The 13,647-nt window shown below is 63.7% G+C and carries 12 protein-coding genes; 3 read left to right on the top strand and 9 right to left on the bottom strand.

The genetic code is table 11. The annotated features are described in order from the left end of the window. Positions 1-2 precede the first annotated feature (2 nt). From argC to H6B15_RS01330, 4 genes are all read right to left on the bottom strand, one after another. On the bottom strand, positions 3-953 hold the full coding sequence (gene argC, locus H6B15_RS01345) for an N-acetyl-gamma-glutamyl-phosphate reductase (RefSeq protein ID WP_345941906.1): 951 nt from the start codon (positions 951-953) through the stop codon (positions 3-5). Between the two features lie 11 nt (positions 954-964). Next, positions 965-2,344: an argininosuccinate lyase gene (gene argH, locus H6B15_RS01340; RefSeq protein ID WP_204645290.1), complete on the bottom strand. Its 1,380-nt coding sequence runs from the start codon at positions 2,342-2,344 to the stop codon at positions 965-967. A 132-nt stretch (positions 2,345-2,476) separates the two neighbouring features. After that, a complete protein-coding gene (locus tag H6B15_RS01335; protein ID WP_204645289.1) occupies positions 2,477-3,715 on the bottom strand; it encodes an argininosuccinate synthase in 1,239 nt (412 codons plus the stop codon). Between the two features lie 212 nt (positions 3,716-3,927). Continuing rightward, on the bottom strand, positions 3,928-5,430 hold the full coding sequence (locus H6B15_RS01330; RefSeq protein WP_204645287.1) for a carboxypeptidase M32: 1,503 nt from the start codon (positions 5,428-5,430) through the stop codon (positions 3,928-3,930). A 126-nt stretch (positions 5,431-5,556) separates the two neighbouring features. Here H6B15_RS01330 and H6B15_RS01325 point away from each other — a divergent pair, with 126 nt between their 5' ends. The 3 genes from H6B15_RS01325 (at position 5,557) to H6B15_RS01315 (ending at position 9,238) form a co-directional block, all read left to right on the top strand. Next, positions 5,557-6,432: a glycosyltransferase family 2 protein gene (locus tag H6B15_RS01325; RefSeq protein WP_204645286.1), complete on the top strand. Its 876-nt coding sequence runs from the start codon at positions 5,557-5,559 to the stop codon at positions 6,430-6,432. A gap of 188 nt (positions 6,433-6,620) precedes the next feature. Continuing rightward, positions 6,621-7,880 (top strand): HlyC/CorC family transporter, encoded by a 1,260-nt coding sequence (locus H6B15_RS01320; protein WP_204645285.1) that lies wholly within the window; start codon positions 6,621-6,623, stop codon positions 7,878-7,880. Between the two features lie 218 nt (positions 7,881-8,098). Beyond that, entirely contained in the window at positions 8,099-9,238 is a 1,140-nt protein-coding gene (locus H6B15_RS01315; protein WP_345941905.1) for an SLC13 family permease, read from the top strand. A gap of 457 nt (positions 9,239-9,695) precedes the next feature. On the opposite strand, the gene H6B15_RS01310 is transcribed toward H6B15_RS01315, so the two are convergent. Genes H6B15_RS01310 through H6B15_RS01290 form a run of 5 tightly spaced genes read right to left on the bottom strand, consistent with a single transcriptional unit; the run spans position 9,696 to position 13,635 of the window. Next, a complete protein-coding gene (locus H6B15_RS01310) occupies positions 9,696-10,622 on the bottom strand; it encodes an ROK family protein (RefSeq protein ID WP_204645284.1) in 927 nt (308 codons plus the stop codon). Positions 10,623-10,634: 12 nt separating this feature from the next. Next, entirely contained in the window at positions 10,635-11,336 is a 702-nt protein-coding gene (locus H6B15_RS01305; protein ID WP_204645283.1) for an N-acetylmannosamine-6-phosphate 2-epimerase, read from the bottom strand. Positions 11,337-11,348: 12 nt separating this feature from the next. Beyond that, positions 11,349-11,807: a YhcH/YjgK/YiaL family protein gene (locus H6B15_RS01300; protein ID WP_204645282.1), complete on the bottom strand. Its 459-nt coding sequence runs from the start codon at positions 11,805-11,807 to the stop codon at positions 11,349-11,351. A 34-nt stretch (positions 11,808-11,841) separates the two neighbouring features. Next, on the bottom strand, positions 11,842-12,771 hold the full coding sequence (locus tag H6B15_RS01295) for a dihydrodipicolinate synthase family protein (RefSeq protein WP_204645281.1): 930 nt from the start codon (positions 12,769-12,771) through the stop codon (positions 11,842-11,844). A 24-nt stretch (positions 12,772-12,795) separates the two neighbouring features. Next, the gene (locus H6B15_RS01290) at positions 12,796-13,635 is read right to left on the bottom strand and encodes a carbohydrate ABC transporter permease (RefSeq protein WP_204645276.1); all 840 of its coding nucleotides are present in this window, start codon (positions 13,633-13,635) and stop codon (positions 12,796-12,798) included. Positions 13,636-13,647: the final 12 nt, after the last annotated feature.

Here is a 13,647-nt window from a genome sequence, read left to right as displayed (position 1 = left end):
GATTACAGAGCCAGACCTTCGGTTTCGTCCAGGCCCAGCATCAGGTTCATGCACTGCACCGCCGCGCCGGAGGACCCCTTGCCCAGGTTGTCGAAGCGGCTGATCAGCTGGATCTGGCCGCCGTCCGGAGAGGCAGTGACGAAGATCTCCATGCTATCCTTGCCTGCCAGGGCGTTGGACGGCAGGAACCCCGGCATATTGTCGGGGTCAAAGGGATGGACGGTGATGACCGGACTGCCGGCGTAATAGTCGGCCAGCACGGAGGCCAGATCTTTGGCGTCGCCGTTCAGCTGGGTGCGCTGGAGCTGCACCACCGTTTCCATGCCGGCGTAGTAGTCGGCCACCACCGGGCAGAAGACCGGTGCGGTGTGCAGGCCGCAGACGGCCATCATCTCGGGCAGATGCTTGTGGTGCAGCGTCAGGCCATAGGGGCGGGGGGCGTACAGTTCCTCGTCGGTGCGCTCCGCTTCATACTGGGCGATCATGGATTTGCCGCCGCCGGAATACCCGGTGAGGCTGAAGCAGCACAGGGCGGCATCCGGGGCGATGAGCCCCCGGCGCACCAGGGGCGCCACCGGGGCGATGAAGCCGGAGGCGTGGCAGCCGGGCACCGCCACCCGGGTGGCGGTTTTCAGCGCCTTGCGGGTGTTGTCCAGTTCGGGCATGCCGTACAGCCAGCCGGAGGCGGTGCGGTGGGCGGTGGAGGTGTCCAGGATGCGGACATCCTGCCGTACCAGCGGGATGATCTCCTTTGCCGCCGCGTCGGGCAGGCAGAGGAAGGTCAGGTCGCTCTGGTTGATGACGGCGGCCCGGGCCGCCGGGTCCTTGCGGTCGGCTTCGGCGATGGTCAGCAGTTCAAATTCCGGGCGGGCGGCCAGGCGGTCCGCAATGCGCAGGCCGGTGGTGCCGGAAGACCCGTCCACAAAAATACGATACTTTTTCAAAACATCCACCCGTTTCGGTATTATTGGGCCAGCGCGGCGCGCACGTCGGCGATCTGGGAAAGGACACTGGCCTTGGTGGGGCCGCCGTAGCTGGTGCGGCCCTCGCAGCAGCGGGTCAGGTCGATGGCTTCGTAGATATCCCGGTCAAACAGCGGGCTGTAGCGCCGGAATTCCTCCAGGGACATCTCTTCCAGGGTCTTGCCTTCCCGGATGCAGGCGGCCACCATGGTGCCGGTGCACTTGTAGGCGTCCCGGAAGGGCATCCCCTTCTTGGTCAGGTAGTCGGCGCAGTCGGTGGCGTTGATGAACCCGTGGGCCGCCGCCTTGCGCATGTTCTCGGGTCTGGGGGTCATGGTGGCCAGCATGGGGGTCAGGGTGCGCAGGCAGAGGTCCAGGGTGTCCACCGCGTCGAAGATGGCCTCCTTGTCCTCCTGCATATCCTTGTCGTAGGCCAGGGGGATGCCCTTCATCATGACCAGCAGGGTGTTCAGGTCCCCGTACACCCGGCCGGTCTTGCCCCGGATGAGCTCGGTGACGTCGGGGTTCTTCTTCTGGGGCATGATGGACGACCCGGTGGTGAAGGCGTCGTCCAGCTCCACGAAGCGGAATTCCCAGCTGCACCAGAGGATGACCTCCTCCGACAGGCGGGAGAGGTGCATCATGCAGGTGGCCATGGCGGCGCAGAGCTCGATGCAGAAATCCCGGTCGGACACGCCGTCGATGGAGTTATGGCAGGGGGCGGCAAAGCCCAGCTTCCTGGCGGTGTAGAACCGGTCCAGGGGATAGGTGGTGCCGGCCAGGGCGCCGGAACCCAGGGGGCACTCGGCATCCATGCGGCGCACCGCGTCCTGCATCCGGCCCAGGTCCCGCAAAAGCATCCAGGCGTAGGCCATGAGCTGGTGGCCGAAGCTTACCGGCTGGGCCCGCTGCAGATGGGTGTAGCCGGGCATGACATAGCCGGCGCTCTCCTCGGCTTTTGTGCAGATGGCGTCGATGAGGTCTTTGATCTCCTTTTGCAGAGTGGCGGCGGCGTCCCGCAGGTAGAGGCGGATGTCCAGGGCCACCTGGTCGTTGCGGCTGCGGCCGGTATGCAGCCGCTTGCCCGCATCCCCCACCCGGGCGGTGAGGGTCTGTTCCACAAAGGTGTGGACATCCTCGGCGGTGGGGTCGATTTCCAGGGCGCCGCTGTGCAGATCATCCAGAATGGAGTGCAGTCCTTTGTGGATATCTTCCACATCCTGGGCGGAGATGATGCCCTGGGCGCCCAGCATGGCCGAGTGCACCAGGCTGCCCCGGATGTCCTGTTCGATCATGCGGGCGTCGAACCGGATGGAGGAGTTGAAATCGTTGACGCGGCTGTCCACCGCCTTGCTGGCGCGGCCCTGCCAAAGTTGGGGCATGGGGATAACCTCACTTTCCGTACAAATAGGGTTGGTTACGAGAATCAGGCTTGTTTATGAGAACGCCAAAGCCGCCAAGGAGGGATAATCCTCCCCGGCGGCGGTTTGTTTTTGGGTTATGCGATGGGAAAATCAGTCGATGGCGGGCCACTTTTTGGCCAGCTTGGCGCGCTCGGCAATGGGCAGGCCGAACAGGTTGATGAAGCCGGTGGCGTCGGCCTGGTTGTAGTCCTCATCCTCGCCGAAGCTGGCGGTCTGCTCGTCGTACAGGGTGTAGGGGCTGGTGACGCCGGCGTTGATCATGTTGCCCTTGTACAGCTTGAGGGTCACATCGCCGGTGACCGTCTTTTCCAGCTGGTCCACAAAGGCGCTGATGGCTTCCCGCAGGGGGGTGAACCACTGGCCGTTGTAGACAAGGTCGGCCATCTTCTGGGCCACGATCTCCTTGAAGTGGGCGCTCTCCTTGTCCAGGGTGATGGTCTCCAGCACGTTGTGGGCCTTGTACAGGATGGCGCCGCCGGGGGTTTCGTACACGCCGCGGCTCTTCATGCCCACCAGCCGGTTCTCCACGATGTCCAGCAGGCCGATGCCGTTTTCGCCGCCCAGCTTGTTCAGGGTCTCCACGATCTCCACGGCGCCCATTTCCTTGCCGTCCACGGCGGTGGGCACGCCCTTCTCAAAGTGGATGGTCACGTAGGTGGGCTTGTCGGGAGCCTGCTCGGGGCTGACACCCAGTTCCAGGAAGCCGGGCTTGTTGTACTGGGGCTCGTTCTTCGGGTTCTCCAGGTCCAGGCCCTCATGGCTCAGGTGCCACAGGTTCTTGTCCTTGGAATAGTTGGTCTCCCGGCTGATCTTCAAGGGGATGTTGTGGGCTTCGGCGTAGTCGATCTCCTCGTCACGGCTCTTGATGTTCCATTCCCGCCAGGGGGCGATGATGGTCATGTCCGGGGCGAAGGCCTTGAGGGTGAGCTCAAACCGGACCTGGTCGTTGCCCTTGCCGGTGCAGCCGTGGCAGATGGCGTCGGCGCCTTCCTTGATGGCGATGTCCGCCAGAGCCTTGGCGATGCAGGGACGGGCGTGGGAGGTGCCCAGCAGGTAATCCTCGTACTTGGCGCCGGCCTTCAGGCAGGGCCAGATATAGTTTTCCACGTAATCCTTCTTCAGGTCCAGCACGTACAGCTTGGAAGCGCCGGTCTTCTTGGCCTTTTCTTCCAGGCCGTCCAGCTCGGTGCCCTGGCCCACGTCGCCGGAAACGGCGATGACTTCGCAGTTGTTATAGTTTTCCTTCAGCCAGGGAATGATGATGGAAGTATCCAGACCGCCGGAGTAGGCCAGAACGACCTTCTTGATATCCTGCTTGTTCTTTTTCATGGTGAGCACCCTTTCTCTTGATTCGCACCGTGTGCGTTGAATATTTATTCATCTGATGGTTCCTATTATACACGCCATTCCGGCAAAATCAAGGTGGGATTCCCCACAAACAGACCCCACTTTCGGGCAAAATTTTGTATAAATTTCCATATATTTGCGGTTTAATTGCATTTAGACCACATTTTCATGTATTTTTATACAGTTTCAGGGGCTCACAGGGCGTACAGGTCGGTGTATTTGCGGCGCAGATACCCGGTGTAGTGGCTGGGGTCAAAGGCGCCGCCGCACAGGCTGCGCACCAGCTCGGCGGGTTCCCGGCTGTTGCCGTATTTCCACAGCCGGTCCCGCAGGGCGTCCTTGAGGGGGCTCAGGTCGCCCTGTTCGATGTGGGCTTCCAGCACACCCTGCCCCAGCCGGGCGGTGATGTCGTCCCAGGCTTGGGCGGCGTAGGCGCTGCCCAGAGCGTAGCTGGGGAAGTAGCCCATATCGCCCCCGGCCCAGTGGATGTCCTGCAGCACACCGTGGGCGTTGTCCGGCACCTCCACCCCCAGGTATTCCTTATATTTGGCGTTCCAGGCTTCGGGCAGGTCACGCACCGCCAGGGTGCCCTGGAGCAGGGCCTTTTCCAGCTCATACCGCACCATGATGTGCAAAGCGTAGGTCAGCTCGTCCGCCTCGGTGCGGATGAGGCTGGCCTCGGCCCGGTTGGCGGCGCGGTAGAGCTCCTCCTCGGTGAAGTCGGCGGTCTGGCTGGGGTAGAGTTCCCGCAGCACCGGCCACAGCCACCGGATAAAGGCCCGGGACCGGCCCACCATGTTCTCAAACAGGCGGGACTGGCTCTCGTGCAGGCCCATGGTGGCCCCGCCGCCCAGCACGGTGAAATCGTACACCGGGTCCACGTGCAGCTCATACAGGGCGTGGCCGCCCTCGTGGGCCACACTGTACAGGCTGCTCAGCACATCCCGGGGCATATAATGGGTGGTGATGCGCACATCCCCGTGCCAGAAGCCTTCGGTGAAGGGATGTTCGCTCTCGTCCAGCACGCAGTGGTCGGGGTCCAGCCCCCACAGATCCATCACCCGCCGGGCCAGTTCTTTCTGGCCTTCCAGGGGCCAGTCCCGGTCCAGGAAGTCGGTGCGCACCGGCTTGCCCCGGGTCTGGATCTCCTTGAGCAGGGGCAGGATCTCCGCCCGCAGGGCGGCAAAGAATTCATCGCACTGGGCGATGGTCAGCCCCCGCTCGTACCGGTCCAGCCAGGCTTCGTAGGGGTCCTTGTCCGGGGCAAAGTACCCGGCTTGGCGGCGGCGGGCTTCCACGATCTTTTCCAGATAGGGCGCAAAGGCGTCGAAATCGTCCGAGCGCTTGGCCCGGCCCCAGGCGGGCACCGCCTGCTGCACCAGACCGGTGAAGGCGGCGTACTCGTCGGCGGGGATGCGGGCGATCTCGTCGTACTGGCGGCGCAGTTCCCGCACTTCGGCGGCGGTGGTTTCGTCCGGGGCGGCGGCCGCGGCCTCCTGCAGCAGGGATTCGGTTTCGGGGTTGACCAGGGCGTCGAAGGAGATGCGGCTGAGCACCTCGGCGGCCTTGGCCCGGCCGTCCTCGCTGCGGGCGGGGGCGGCGGTGGCCTCGTCATAGCTCATGATGGCCTGGGCGTACCGGCAGGCGTAGAGTTTGTCCTCCAGGGCGCGGAGGTTTTCGGTGATGGTGTTGGGCATGGGTGGGGTCCTCCTGCAAAATAATTCTGGTTCCAGTATACCACGGTTTGTGTCCCGGTGCCATTGTATCCCAGGCGGTTTTGTGGTATGGTAAACACAATATGAAAAGAAAGGGGCGTTTTGTCCATGTCTGATGCCCAGCAGCCGCTGGTGAGCGTGATTGTGCCCATCTACAACGCCAAAGACCACATTGCCCGCTGTGTAGAGAGCATCCGCCGCCAGACCTACCGGAATCTGGAAATTCTGTTGCTCAACGACGGCAGCAGCGACGTGAGCGGCCCGGTGTGCGCCATGTACGCCAAGGTGGACGACCGCATCACCCTGATTGATAAAGCCAACAGCGGGGTGTCCGCCACCCGGAACCTGGGGATGCGGGCGGCCAAAGGCAAGTATCTGCAGTTTGTGGACGCCGACGACACCCTGCAGCCCTACGCCACCGAACTGTTGGTGGCCAAGGCGGAGGAGCACGCCGCCGACATGGTGATTGCCCACTACAACCGGGTGGAGCCCCCCAGGGAATGGCGGGCCCAGCGCACCCCGCCCCTGCCCCAGGAGGTAGACCCGGGGTTTGACCCCTTCACCAAGGTGCAGACTTTCGGGTTTCTGATGGAAGGGTACATGGGCAAGGCCCAGTTTGCCTACGGGCTGATGCAGGAGCCCGCCAGCTTCTACTACGGGGTGATGTGGAACAAGCTTTACCGGGCGGACCTGGTGCGCCAGCACCCGGACGTGGCGTGCAGCGAGGAGCTGGACTACAGCGAGGACTTTTACTTCAATTTAAGCTTCATCCGCTACGCCGAGCGGTTTTATGCCCTGTCCACCCCCATCTACAACTATGTGCAGAACCCGGACAGTCTGGTGCACAACCTGAACCCGGTGAAGGTGCTGGCCACCCGGTGGGAGCTGCTCACCTATTATAAGGACCTGTACCGGGACCTGGGGCTGTATGAGGACAACAAGTACCGGCTGAACCGGTATTTCTTCGGCATTGCCGAAAGCTGACCCCGGGGCACGGCTTTTTCCCGGGGAATATTCCGGGTAAAGAAGGGGTAAAATCCCGGCGCGGGCGGGCAAACCGATTGCGTTTGCCGCCGGGTTATGATACAATTATTTTTTAGTCTGGCGTTGTGCACCCGCGTGACGGCGCCGGCAAAATTCAATACAGAAAGTAGAGTTGATCTTTCCCCCCCATGGACGAGGACAGTATTATCACCATTATTTTGATCGTAGCACTGGTGGCGATGTCGGCTTTCTTCTCCGCTTCGGAGACAGCCTATTCTTCCCTGAACCTGATCCGCCTGCGCTCCCGCGCCGAGGCCGGCGACAAGCCCGCCGGCAAGGCCCTGCGCCTGGCCGAAAAGTTCGACCGACTGCTGAGCACCATCCTCATCGGCAACAACATCGTGAACATTGCAGCGGCTTCGCTGGGCACGGTGCTGTTCACCAATCTGCTGGGTCCGGTGTACGGCCCCACCGCCTCCACGGTCGCCCTGACCGTCATTGTGCTGATCTTTGGTGAGATTACCCCCAAAGGCCTGGCCAAAGAAATGCCCGAGACCCTGGCCGTCTCCTTCTCCCCGATCCTCAATGCGCTGACCACCCTGTTCACCCCGCTGAACTTCGTCTTCGGCAAATGGAAGGATTTTCTGGCCCGCCGGTTCCATTCCGACGAGCACGACACCGTGACCGAAGGCGAGCTGGTCACCATGGTGAGCGAAGCCGAAAAGGACGGCGAGATCACCGACCGGGAAAGTGAACTGATCCGCAGCGCCATCAGCTTTGACGACGTGGAGGTGGAAGACGTGCTGATTCCCCGGGTGGACGTGGTGGCCGTGGCCGACGACGCCGACCTGGAAGAGGTGGCCGAACAGTTTGCCGAAAGCGGCTATTCCCGCCTGCCGGTGTACCACGAGACCATCGACAACATCATCGGCGTGGTGCACGAGAAGGATTACTTTGTGGCTTCCCGCCGGGGGGACGCCGAGCTGGAAAAGCTCATTACCCCGGCGCTGTACACCACCTCCGGCAGCCGCATCTCCGAACTGATGCGCACCATGCGGGAAAGCAAGCATCACATGGCCATTGTGGTGGATGAGTACGGCGGCACCGCCGGCATCGTCACCCTGGAGGACATCCTGGAAGAGCTGGTGGGCGAAATCTGGGACGAACACGACGACGTGGTGGAGGAAGTGCGCGCCCAGAGCAACGGCAGCTGGCTGATTGCCGGCGACGCCGGTGTGGACGATGTGGCCGAGGAGCTGCACATCCGGGACAAGAGCAAGGCGGTGTCCATCAGCGGCCTGGTGCAGGAAAAGCTGGGCGGTCTGCCCAAGGTGGGCGACCATTTCCGCTGGGGCCGGTACGAGGGCATTGTCACCCGCACCACCCACCGCCGGGTGCAGGAAGTGCGCCTGACCCTGCTGGAGCCGGAACCGGCGCCCCAGGAATAAGAACACTCTGCCTTTTTTCCAACAGAATGAAAACCAAGCCGGACGGCCCCTGCACGGAGCCGTCCGGCTTTTGGTTTTGCAGGGGCAAAATGTCCGCCCCCACGCCGAAAAAGAGAGAGGTTCCTTCTTGCATCCCGCCGGGCGGGTTGGTATAATAGAGAACGCGCGCCGGGGAAGCCCCCGGCGTGATTCTTACAAAAACAGGAGCGGATGTATCGGTGGAACTGACAGGATGGGGCCGGGTGCTGCTGTGGCTGCAGCGGGCCAAGGCGTTTATCAAGAGCGAGGTGGTGCTCACCGTGGCGGTGGTGCTGGCGATTCTGTCGTCCATTGCGGTGCCGCCGGACGCCGCCTGGGCGGGCTACATTGACTGGGACACCCTGGCTTTGCTCTTCAGCCTGATGGCGGTGACCAAGGGGCTGCAGGGTCTGGGGCTGTTCGACGCCCTGGGCGCGGCCCTGCTGCGCCGGATGGCCGCCACAAGGCAGATGGTGCTGGTGCTGGTGTTTCTGCCCTTTGTTTTCAGCATGCTCATCACCAACGATGTGTCCCTGATCACCTTTGTGCCCTTTGCCCTGACCGTGTTGCACATGGCCGGGCAGGACCGGCTGGTCATTCCCACGGTGGTGCTGCAGACCGCCGCCGCCAACCTGGGCAGCATGCTCACCCCCATGGGCAACCCCCAGAACCTGTATCTGTACAACCGGTCGGGGATGAGCTTCGGGGCCTTCTGTGCCCTGATGCTGCCCTATGTGGTTTTGTCCGGGGTGTGCATTGCAGTGCTGTGCGTGCTGCCCCGCAGCGTGCCGGTGCACACCGACCTGCCCGCCACCCCGCTGGGCGACAAGCGCAAGATGGCCCTGTGCGGGGTGGGTGCCCTGCTCTGCCTGGGGTGCATCGCCAAGGTGCTGCCGCCGCTGGGGGTGGCTGCGGTGACGGCGGTGGTGCTGATCATCGGCGACCGGCCCCTGCTGGCCCGCATCGACTATTCCCTGCTGGGCACCTTCATCGCCTTCTTTGTCTTTATCGGCAACATGGGCCGTATCGAGAGCTTCCAGAACTTTTTGTCCGGGATTCTGGCCGGGCACGAGGTGGCCGTGGCGGTGCTGGCCAGCCAGGTCATCAGCAACGTGCCGGCGGCGCTGCTCCTTTCGGGGTACAGCAGCGCCTGGCCCCAGCTCATTGTGGGCTGCAACCTGGGCGGCCTGGGCACCCTGATCGCCTCCATGGCCAGCCTGATCTCCTACAAGCTGGTGGCCAAACAGCATCCCGAGATGCGGCCCAGATACTTTGCCTGGTTCACCCTGTGCAATGTGGGCCTGCTGGCGCTGCTGCTGGTGGAAAGTCTGTTTGTGTGAGCAGAGACAGGCTCCCCTGTGCAAGGGGAGCTGGCGGCCGCAAGGCCGTCTGAGGGGTTGGAGACTTGACGGTATTACCCGGTAACGGGAAATCAGGCAGGGTTTACAACCCCTCCGCCGCTGCGCGGCACCTCCCCTTACACAGGGGAGGCTTGGGGTAAAAGAAGCTGCGCGCCCCCCTTGCACAGGGGAGGCTTTCCGGAAGAGCCATTTTAATCATCTTCCTTGCTCAGGTCCCCCAGGACCTGAGTAGGCCGTCGTGAGGTGGCCGCATCTCGGGGTCCGGGGCCGCAGCCCCGGCCGGCGGCCGCCGCATCGGAACGGCGGGCCCTTTTCGTTTCCTTTTCGGGCACGAAAAGGAAAGAGTTTCCCGCAAGCACCCGCTTGCCCAGCAGCCTGCCGTCTGCCAGTAAACAAGCAACCAAAAAGGCTCCCCTGGGAAAAGGGGAGCCTTTTTTCATACCAGTTCAGGTTTGTGCTGACGCAGATAGTACACCGCACCCACCAGGCCGGCGTCGTTGTGCAGCTCGGCGGCCCGCAGGTCCAGCCCCTGCCGGAAGGCGGGCATCACCGATGCCTGCACCTTGTCGGCCAGGGGACGGATGAGCAGATCGGTCTGGGCGGATACCCCGCCCCCCACCAGGATGCGCTGGGGGTTGAAGATGTGCACCAGCCCCGCCAGACCCTGGGCGATCTCCTCGATCCAGTCGTCCAGCAGCAGCTGCACTTCCCTGTCCCCCGCTTCGGCGGCGGCAAAGACCGCGCGGCCGCTGTTCCAGGCGGGGTTGCGGGCCTGGGCGGCCCGCACCAGGGCGGTGGTGGAGGCATACCGTTCCCAGCAGCCCACGGCCCCGCAGGTGCAGGCCATGCCGTGGCGCACATGGGTGCGGTAATGGCCGATTTCGCCTCCCAGGCCCCGGGCGCCTTCCAGCAGGCGGCCGCCGGTGAGGATGCCGCCCCCCACCCCGGTGCCGATGGTGATGCCGATGACATCGGTGCAGCCTCTGGCCGCGCCGACCCACACTTCCCCCAGCACCATGCAATTGGCGTCGTTGGCCACCGTCACCGGCAGGCTCAGGGCCTTTTCCAGGGTGGTGCGGATGGGGGCGTCATCCCAGCCGGGCAGACTGCCGCAGGTGCCGGCCACCACCCCCTGCACACTGTCGATCTGACCGGTGGCCGAAACGCCCACCCCCGCAGGGGTGATGCTCTGCCCCGCCAGAAAGCGGGCCGCCGCCCCGGTGACCGTGTCCAGAATGGGGGTTTTGTAGCCGTCAAAGCTCACGCTCTCCTCGGCCCGGGCCAGGACCCGGCCGTGGGTGTCCACCAGGCCCAGCTTGACCGCCGTGCCCCCGATGTCCACCCCCAGATAGACCTTGTCCATGGGGTCCTCCTCTCAGCCCGGGTCGCGGATGGCCGCGGTGAACCGGGCGGTGATCTCCGCCGGGCGGGTGATGGCCCCGCCCACCACCAGGGCAAAGGCCCCGGCTTCCAGGGCTTTGCGGGCCTGCTCGGGATAGTGGATGTGGCCTTCGGCAATGACCTTGGCCGGGCATTCTCTGGCCAGTCTGGCCACAAATTCAAAATCGATGTCGTTGATGCCGGCGGTTTCGGGGGTGTAGCCCCGCATGGTGGTGCCCACAAAGTCGGCTCCCGCTTCGGCGCAGGCCATGGCCTCCTCAAAGGTGGCAATGTCCGCCATCAGGGGCTGGTCGGGGTATTTTGCCTTCACAGCCTTGATGAACTGGGCCGCCGTGGACCCGTCCGGGCGCAGAGCGCCGGTGCCCTGCACCGCCAGAATGTCCACCCCGCAGCCCACCAGAGCATCTACCTCGTCCATGGTGACGGTGATGTACAGGGGGGTGCCGGGGTAATCCTTCTTGATGATGCCGATGACCGGCAGGTCCACCACCGCCTTGATCTGGGTGATGTCCCGCACCGTGTTGGCCCGGATGCCCACCGCCCCGCTCATGGCGGCGGCTTTGGCCATCAGGGGCATGATCCCCCCTTCGGGGGTGTACAGGGGCTCGTTCTCCAGCGCCTGGCAGGAGACGATGAGCCCGTGTTCGATCTGTCTGAACAGTTGTTCTTTTTCCATCATAGCGTCCTTTCAACCCATCTCGATCTTGACCACGGCCTTGCGCAGATGGGTGCACACCCCGCAGTGGCAGCTGGGCTTGTGGGGTTCCCCAGGCAGGAAGAGGGCAAACCGCCCTTCTCCCAGCATGCCGGTGGCCTGTTCCGGCCCGGCGCCCAGGCCCGCATCGCTGTCCGGGTCGTAGGGGGCGTGGGATACCAGCGGGGTGCCCGCGGCGGCCCAGTCCCACCGCTCGGCCCCGGTCAGATCAATCTGCAGGTCGGCGTAGCGGCGGTGATACTCGAAGGCGGCGCCCTCGGCGTCCCGCAGCTCGGCCTCCATCACGTTGACAAAGACCGCCTCCCCGTCGATGACGGTGCGCCCCAGGGGCAGCGCCGTCACATCGTGTCCGGCAAGCCAGGCGATGGCGGTGTCCAGGTTCTTGTGCAGCCCGCGGTACCGGGCCAGGTTGGCAAGGGTATCGGTGATCATGGCACAGCTCCTTTCGGCAAAGGTCCGCCGGGCGTTACAGCGCCTTTACGGCGGCTTCGATCATGGCCTGGGCCTTGGCGACGACAGCCTCGTCCCCGGGTTCCAGGTTGGGCAGGGGTGCGCGCACCCCGCCCAGCTCCAGGCCGTACTGGCGGCGCAGAATTTCCTTCTGCACGGCGTACAGGTTGCCCTTGGCCTCGCACATCTTGTAGATGATGCGGTCGGCCTGATACTGGATGGTGCGGGCGGCGGGGATCTCCCCGGCCTTGACCAGCTCGTACATTTTCAGGAAGAGTTCCGGCATGACGGCGTAGGTGCCGCCGATGCCGCCGTCCGCGCCCATGGCCAGCCCCGAGACAAACTGCTCATCGGGGCCGTTGAAGACCGCAAAGCCGTCGGCACCCCGGGCGGCGATGCCCGCGTCCTTGAACATCTGGATGTCCTGGGTGGGCATGGAGGAGTTCTTCACCGCGATGACGTTGGGGTTCTTGAGCATCTCTTCCAGCAGGGGCATGGTCAGGCCGGTGCCCGCCAGCTGGGGGATGTTGTAGATGACGAATTCGGTGTGGGGGGCCGCGGCGCTCATGGCGTTCCAGTAGGCGGCGATGGCGTAGGGCGGCAGGTGGAAGTAGATGGGCGGAATGGCCGCAATGGCGTCCACGCCGCAGCTTTCCGCATGGGCGGCCAGCTCGGCGGAATCGGCGGTGTTGTTGCAGGCCACATGGGCAATGACGGTGATCTTGCCGGCGGCTTCCTCCATGACCGCTTCCAGCACGGCCTTGCGCTCCTCTACATGCTGGTAGATGCACTCGCCGGAGGAACCGCCCACATACACCCCTTTCACCCCTTTGCCGATGAGGTGGCGGGTCAGGGCGCGGACTCCGTCGGTGGAGATGGAGCCGTCCGGCGCGTAGCAGGCATAGAACGCCGGAATGACGCCGCGGTATCTGGTGATGTCTTTCATCGTTCAAACACTCCTTATACAGTATCAGCCCTTGACGGCACCCATGGCGATGCCCTGGGTGAAGTACTTCTGGAAGGCCAGGAACACGGCGATGATGGGAATGGCGGCCAGGGCGGCGCCCGCCATGATCAGGCCGAAGTCGTTGGACATTTCCGCCTGGATCTTGGCAATGCCCAGGGAAATGGTCAGGTTGTTGCTGGAGTTCAGCATGATCAACTGCAGGAAGTAGTCGTTCCAGCTGTTGATGAAGGTGAAGATGGCCAGCGCGCCGATGCCCGGGGTGACCATGGGCAGCACCACGTCGGTGAAGGTGCGCACCTCGCCGGCGCCGTCGATGCGGGCGGCTTCGATCATCTCACCGGGGATGGTCTCGCTGAACTGCTTCATGAGGAAGATGCCGAAGGGCCAGCCCACCGTGGGGAAGATGACCGCCCACAGGCTGTCGTGCAGGCCCAGGAAGCTCATCTCTTTCAGCAAAGGGATGAGGATGACCTGCTTGGGCAGGGCCATGGCGCAGATCATGATGCTGAAGATGAGCTTGCGGCCGGGAAAGCGCTTTTTGGCCAGCACGTAGCCCGCCATGGCGGCGGTGATGCAGGTCAGGGCCATGGCCACCACCGCCATGAAGACGGTGTTGCCCAGCCAGCGCAGGGCGGGGTTGTCAAACAGGCGGATGTAGTTGTCCAGGGTGGGTTCGGTGGGGAACCACACCGGCGGGCTGGCGTTGACCGCAATGCGGTCCTTGAAGGAACCGGTGACGATCCAGTACAGCGGGAAGATGAAGAACACCGCCAGCAGCACCAGAACAACGTTGGTCAGGACCTTGCCGGGGGTCAGGGCTTTGCTTTTGACGCTGGATTCCATAGTGTGACCCTC

Origin of the sequence: Gemmiger formicilis, assembly GCF_016900095.1 — a bacterium.
Taxonomy (GTDB): domain Bacteria; phylum Bacillota; class Clostridia; order Oscillospirales; family Ruminococcaceae; genus Gemmiger; species Gemmiger formicilis_A.
Note: the sequence above shows the minus strand (reverse complement) of the source record. Positions and strands in the feature narration are given on the sequence as shown.

Excerpts from the sequence above, each read along its gene's own strand:
- argH (WP_204645290.1), bottom strand. The coding sequence starts at position 2,344 with ATGCCCCAACTTTGGCAGGGCCGCGCCAGCAAGGCGGTGGACAGCCGC.
- H6B15_RS01335 (WP_204645289.1), bottom strand. The coding sequence starts at position 3,715 with ATGAAAAAGAACAAGCAGGATATCAAGAAGGTCGTTCTGGCCTACTCC.
- H6B15_RS01330 (WP_204645287.1), bottom strand. The coding sequence starts at position 5,430 with ATGCCCAACACCATCACCGAAAACCTCCGCGCCCTGGAGGACAAACTC.
- H6B15_RS01325 (WP_204645286.1), top strand. The coding sequence starts at position 5,557 with ATGTCTGATGCCCAGCAGCCGCTGGTGAGCGTGATTGTGCCCATCTAC.
- H6B15_RS01320 (WP_204645285.1), top strand. The coding sequence starts at position 6,621 with ATGGACGAGGACAGTATTATCACCATTATTTTGATCGTAGCACTGGTG.
- H6B15_RS01310 (WP_204645284.1), bottom strand. The coding sequence starts at position 10,622 with ATGGACAAGGTCTATCTGGGGGTGGACATCGGGGGCACGGCGGTCAAG.
- H6B15_RS01305 (WP_204645283.1), bottom strand. The coding sequence starts at position 11,336 with ATGGAAAAAGAACAACTGTTCAGACAGATCGAACACGGGCTCATCGTC.
- H6B15_RS01300 (WP_204645282.1), bottom strand. The coding sequence starts at position 11,807 with ATGATCACCGATACCCTTGCCAACCTGGCCCGGTACCGCGGGCTGCAC.
- H6B15_RS01295 (WP_204645281.1), bottom strand. The coding sequence starts at position 12,771 with ATGAAAGACATCACCAGATACCGCGGCGTCATTCCGGCGTTCTATGCC.
- H6B15_RS01290 (WP_204645276.1), bottom strand. The coding sequence starts at position 13,635 with ATGGAATCCAGCGTCAAAAGCAAAGCCCTGACCCCCGGCAAGGTCCTG.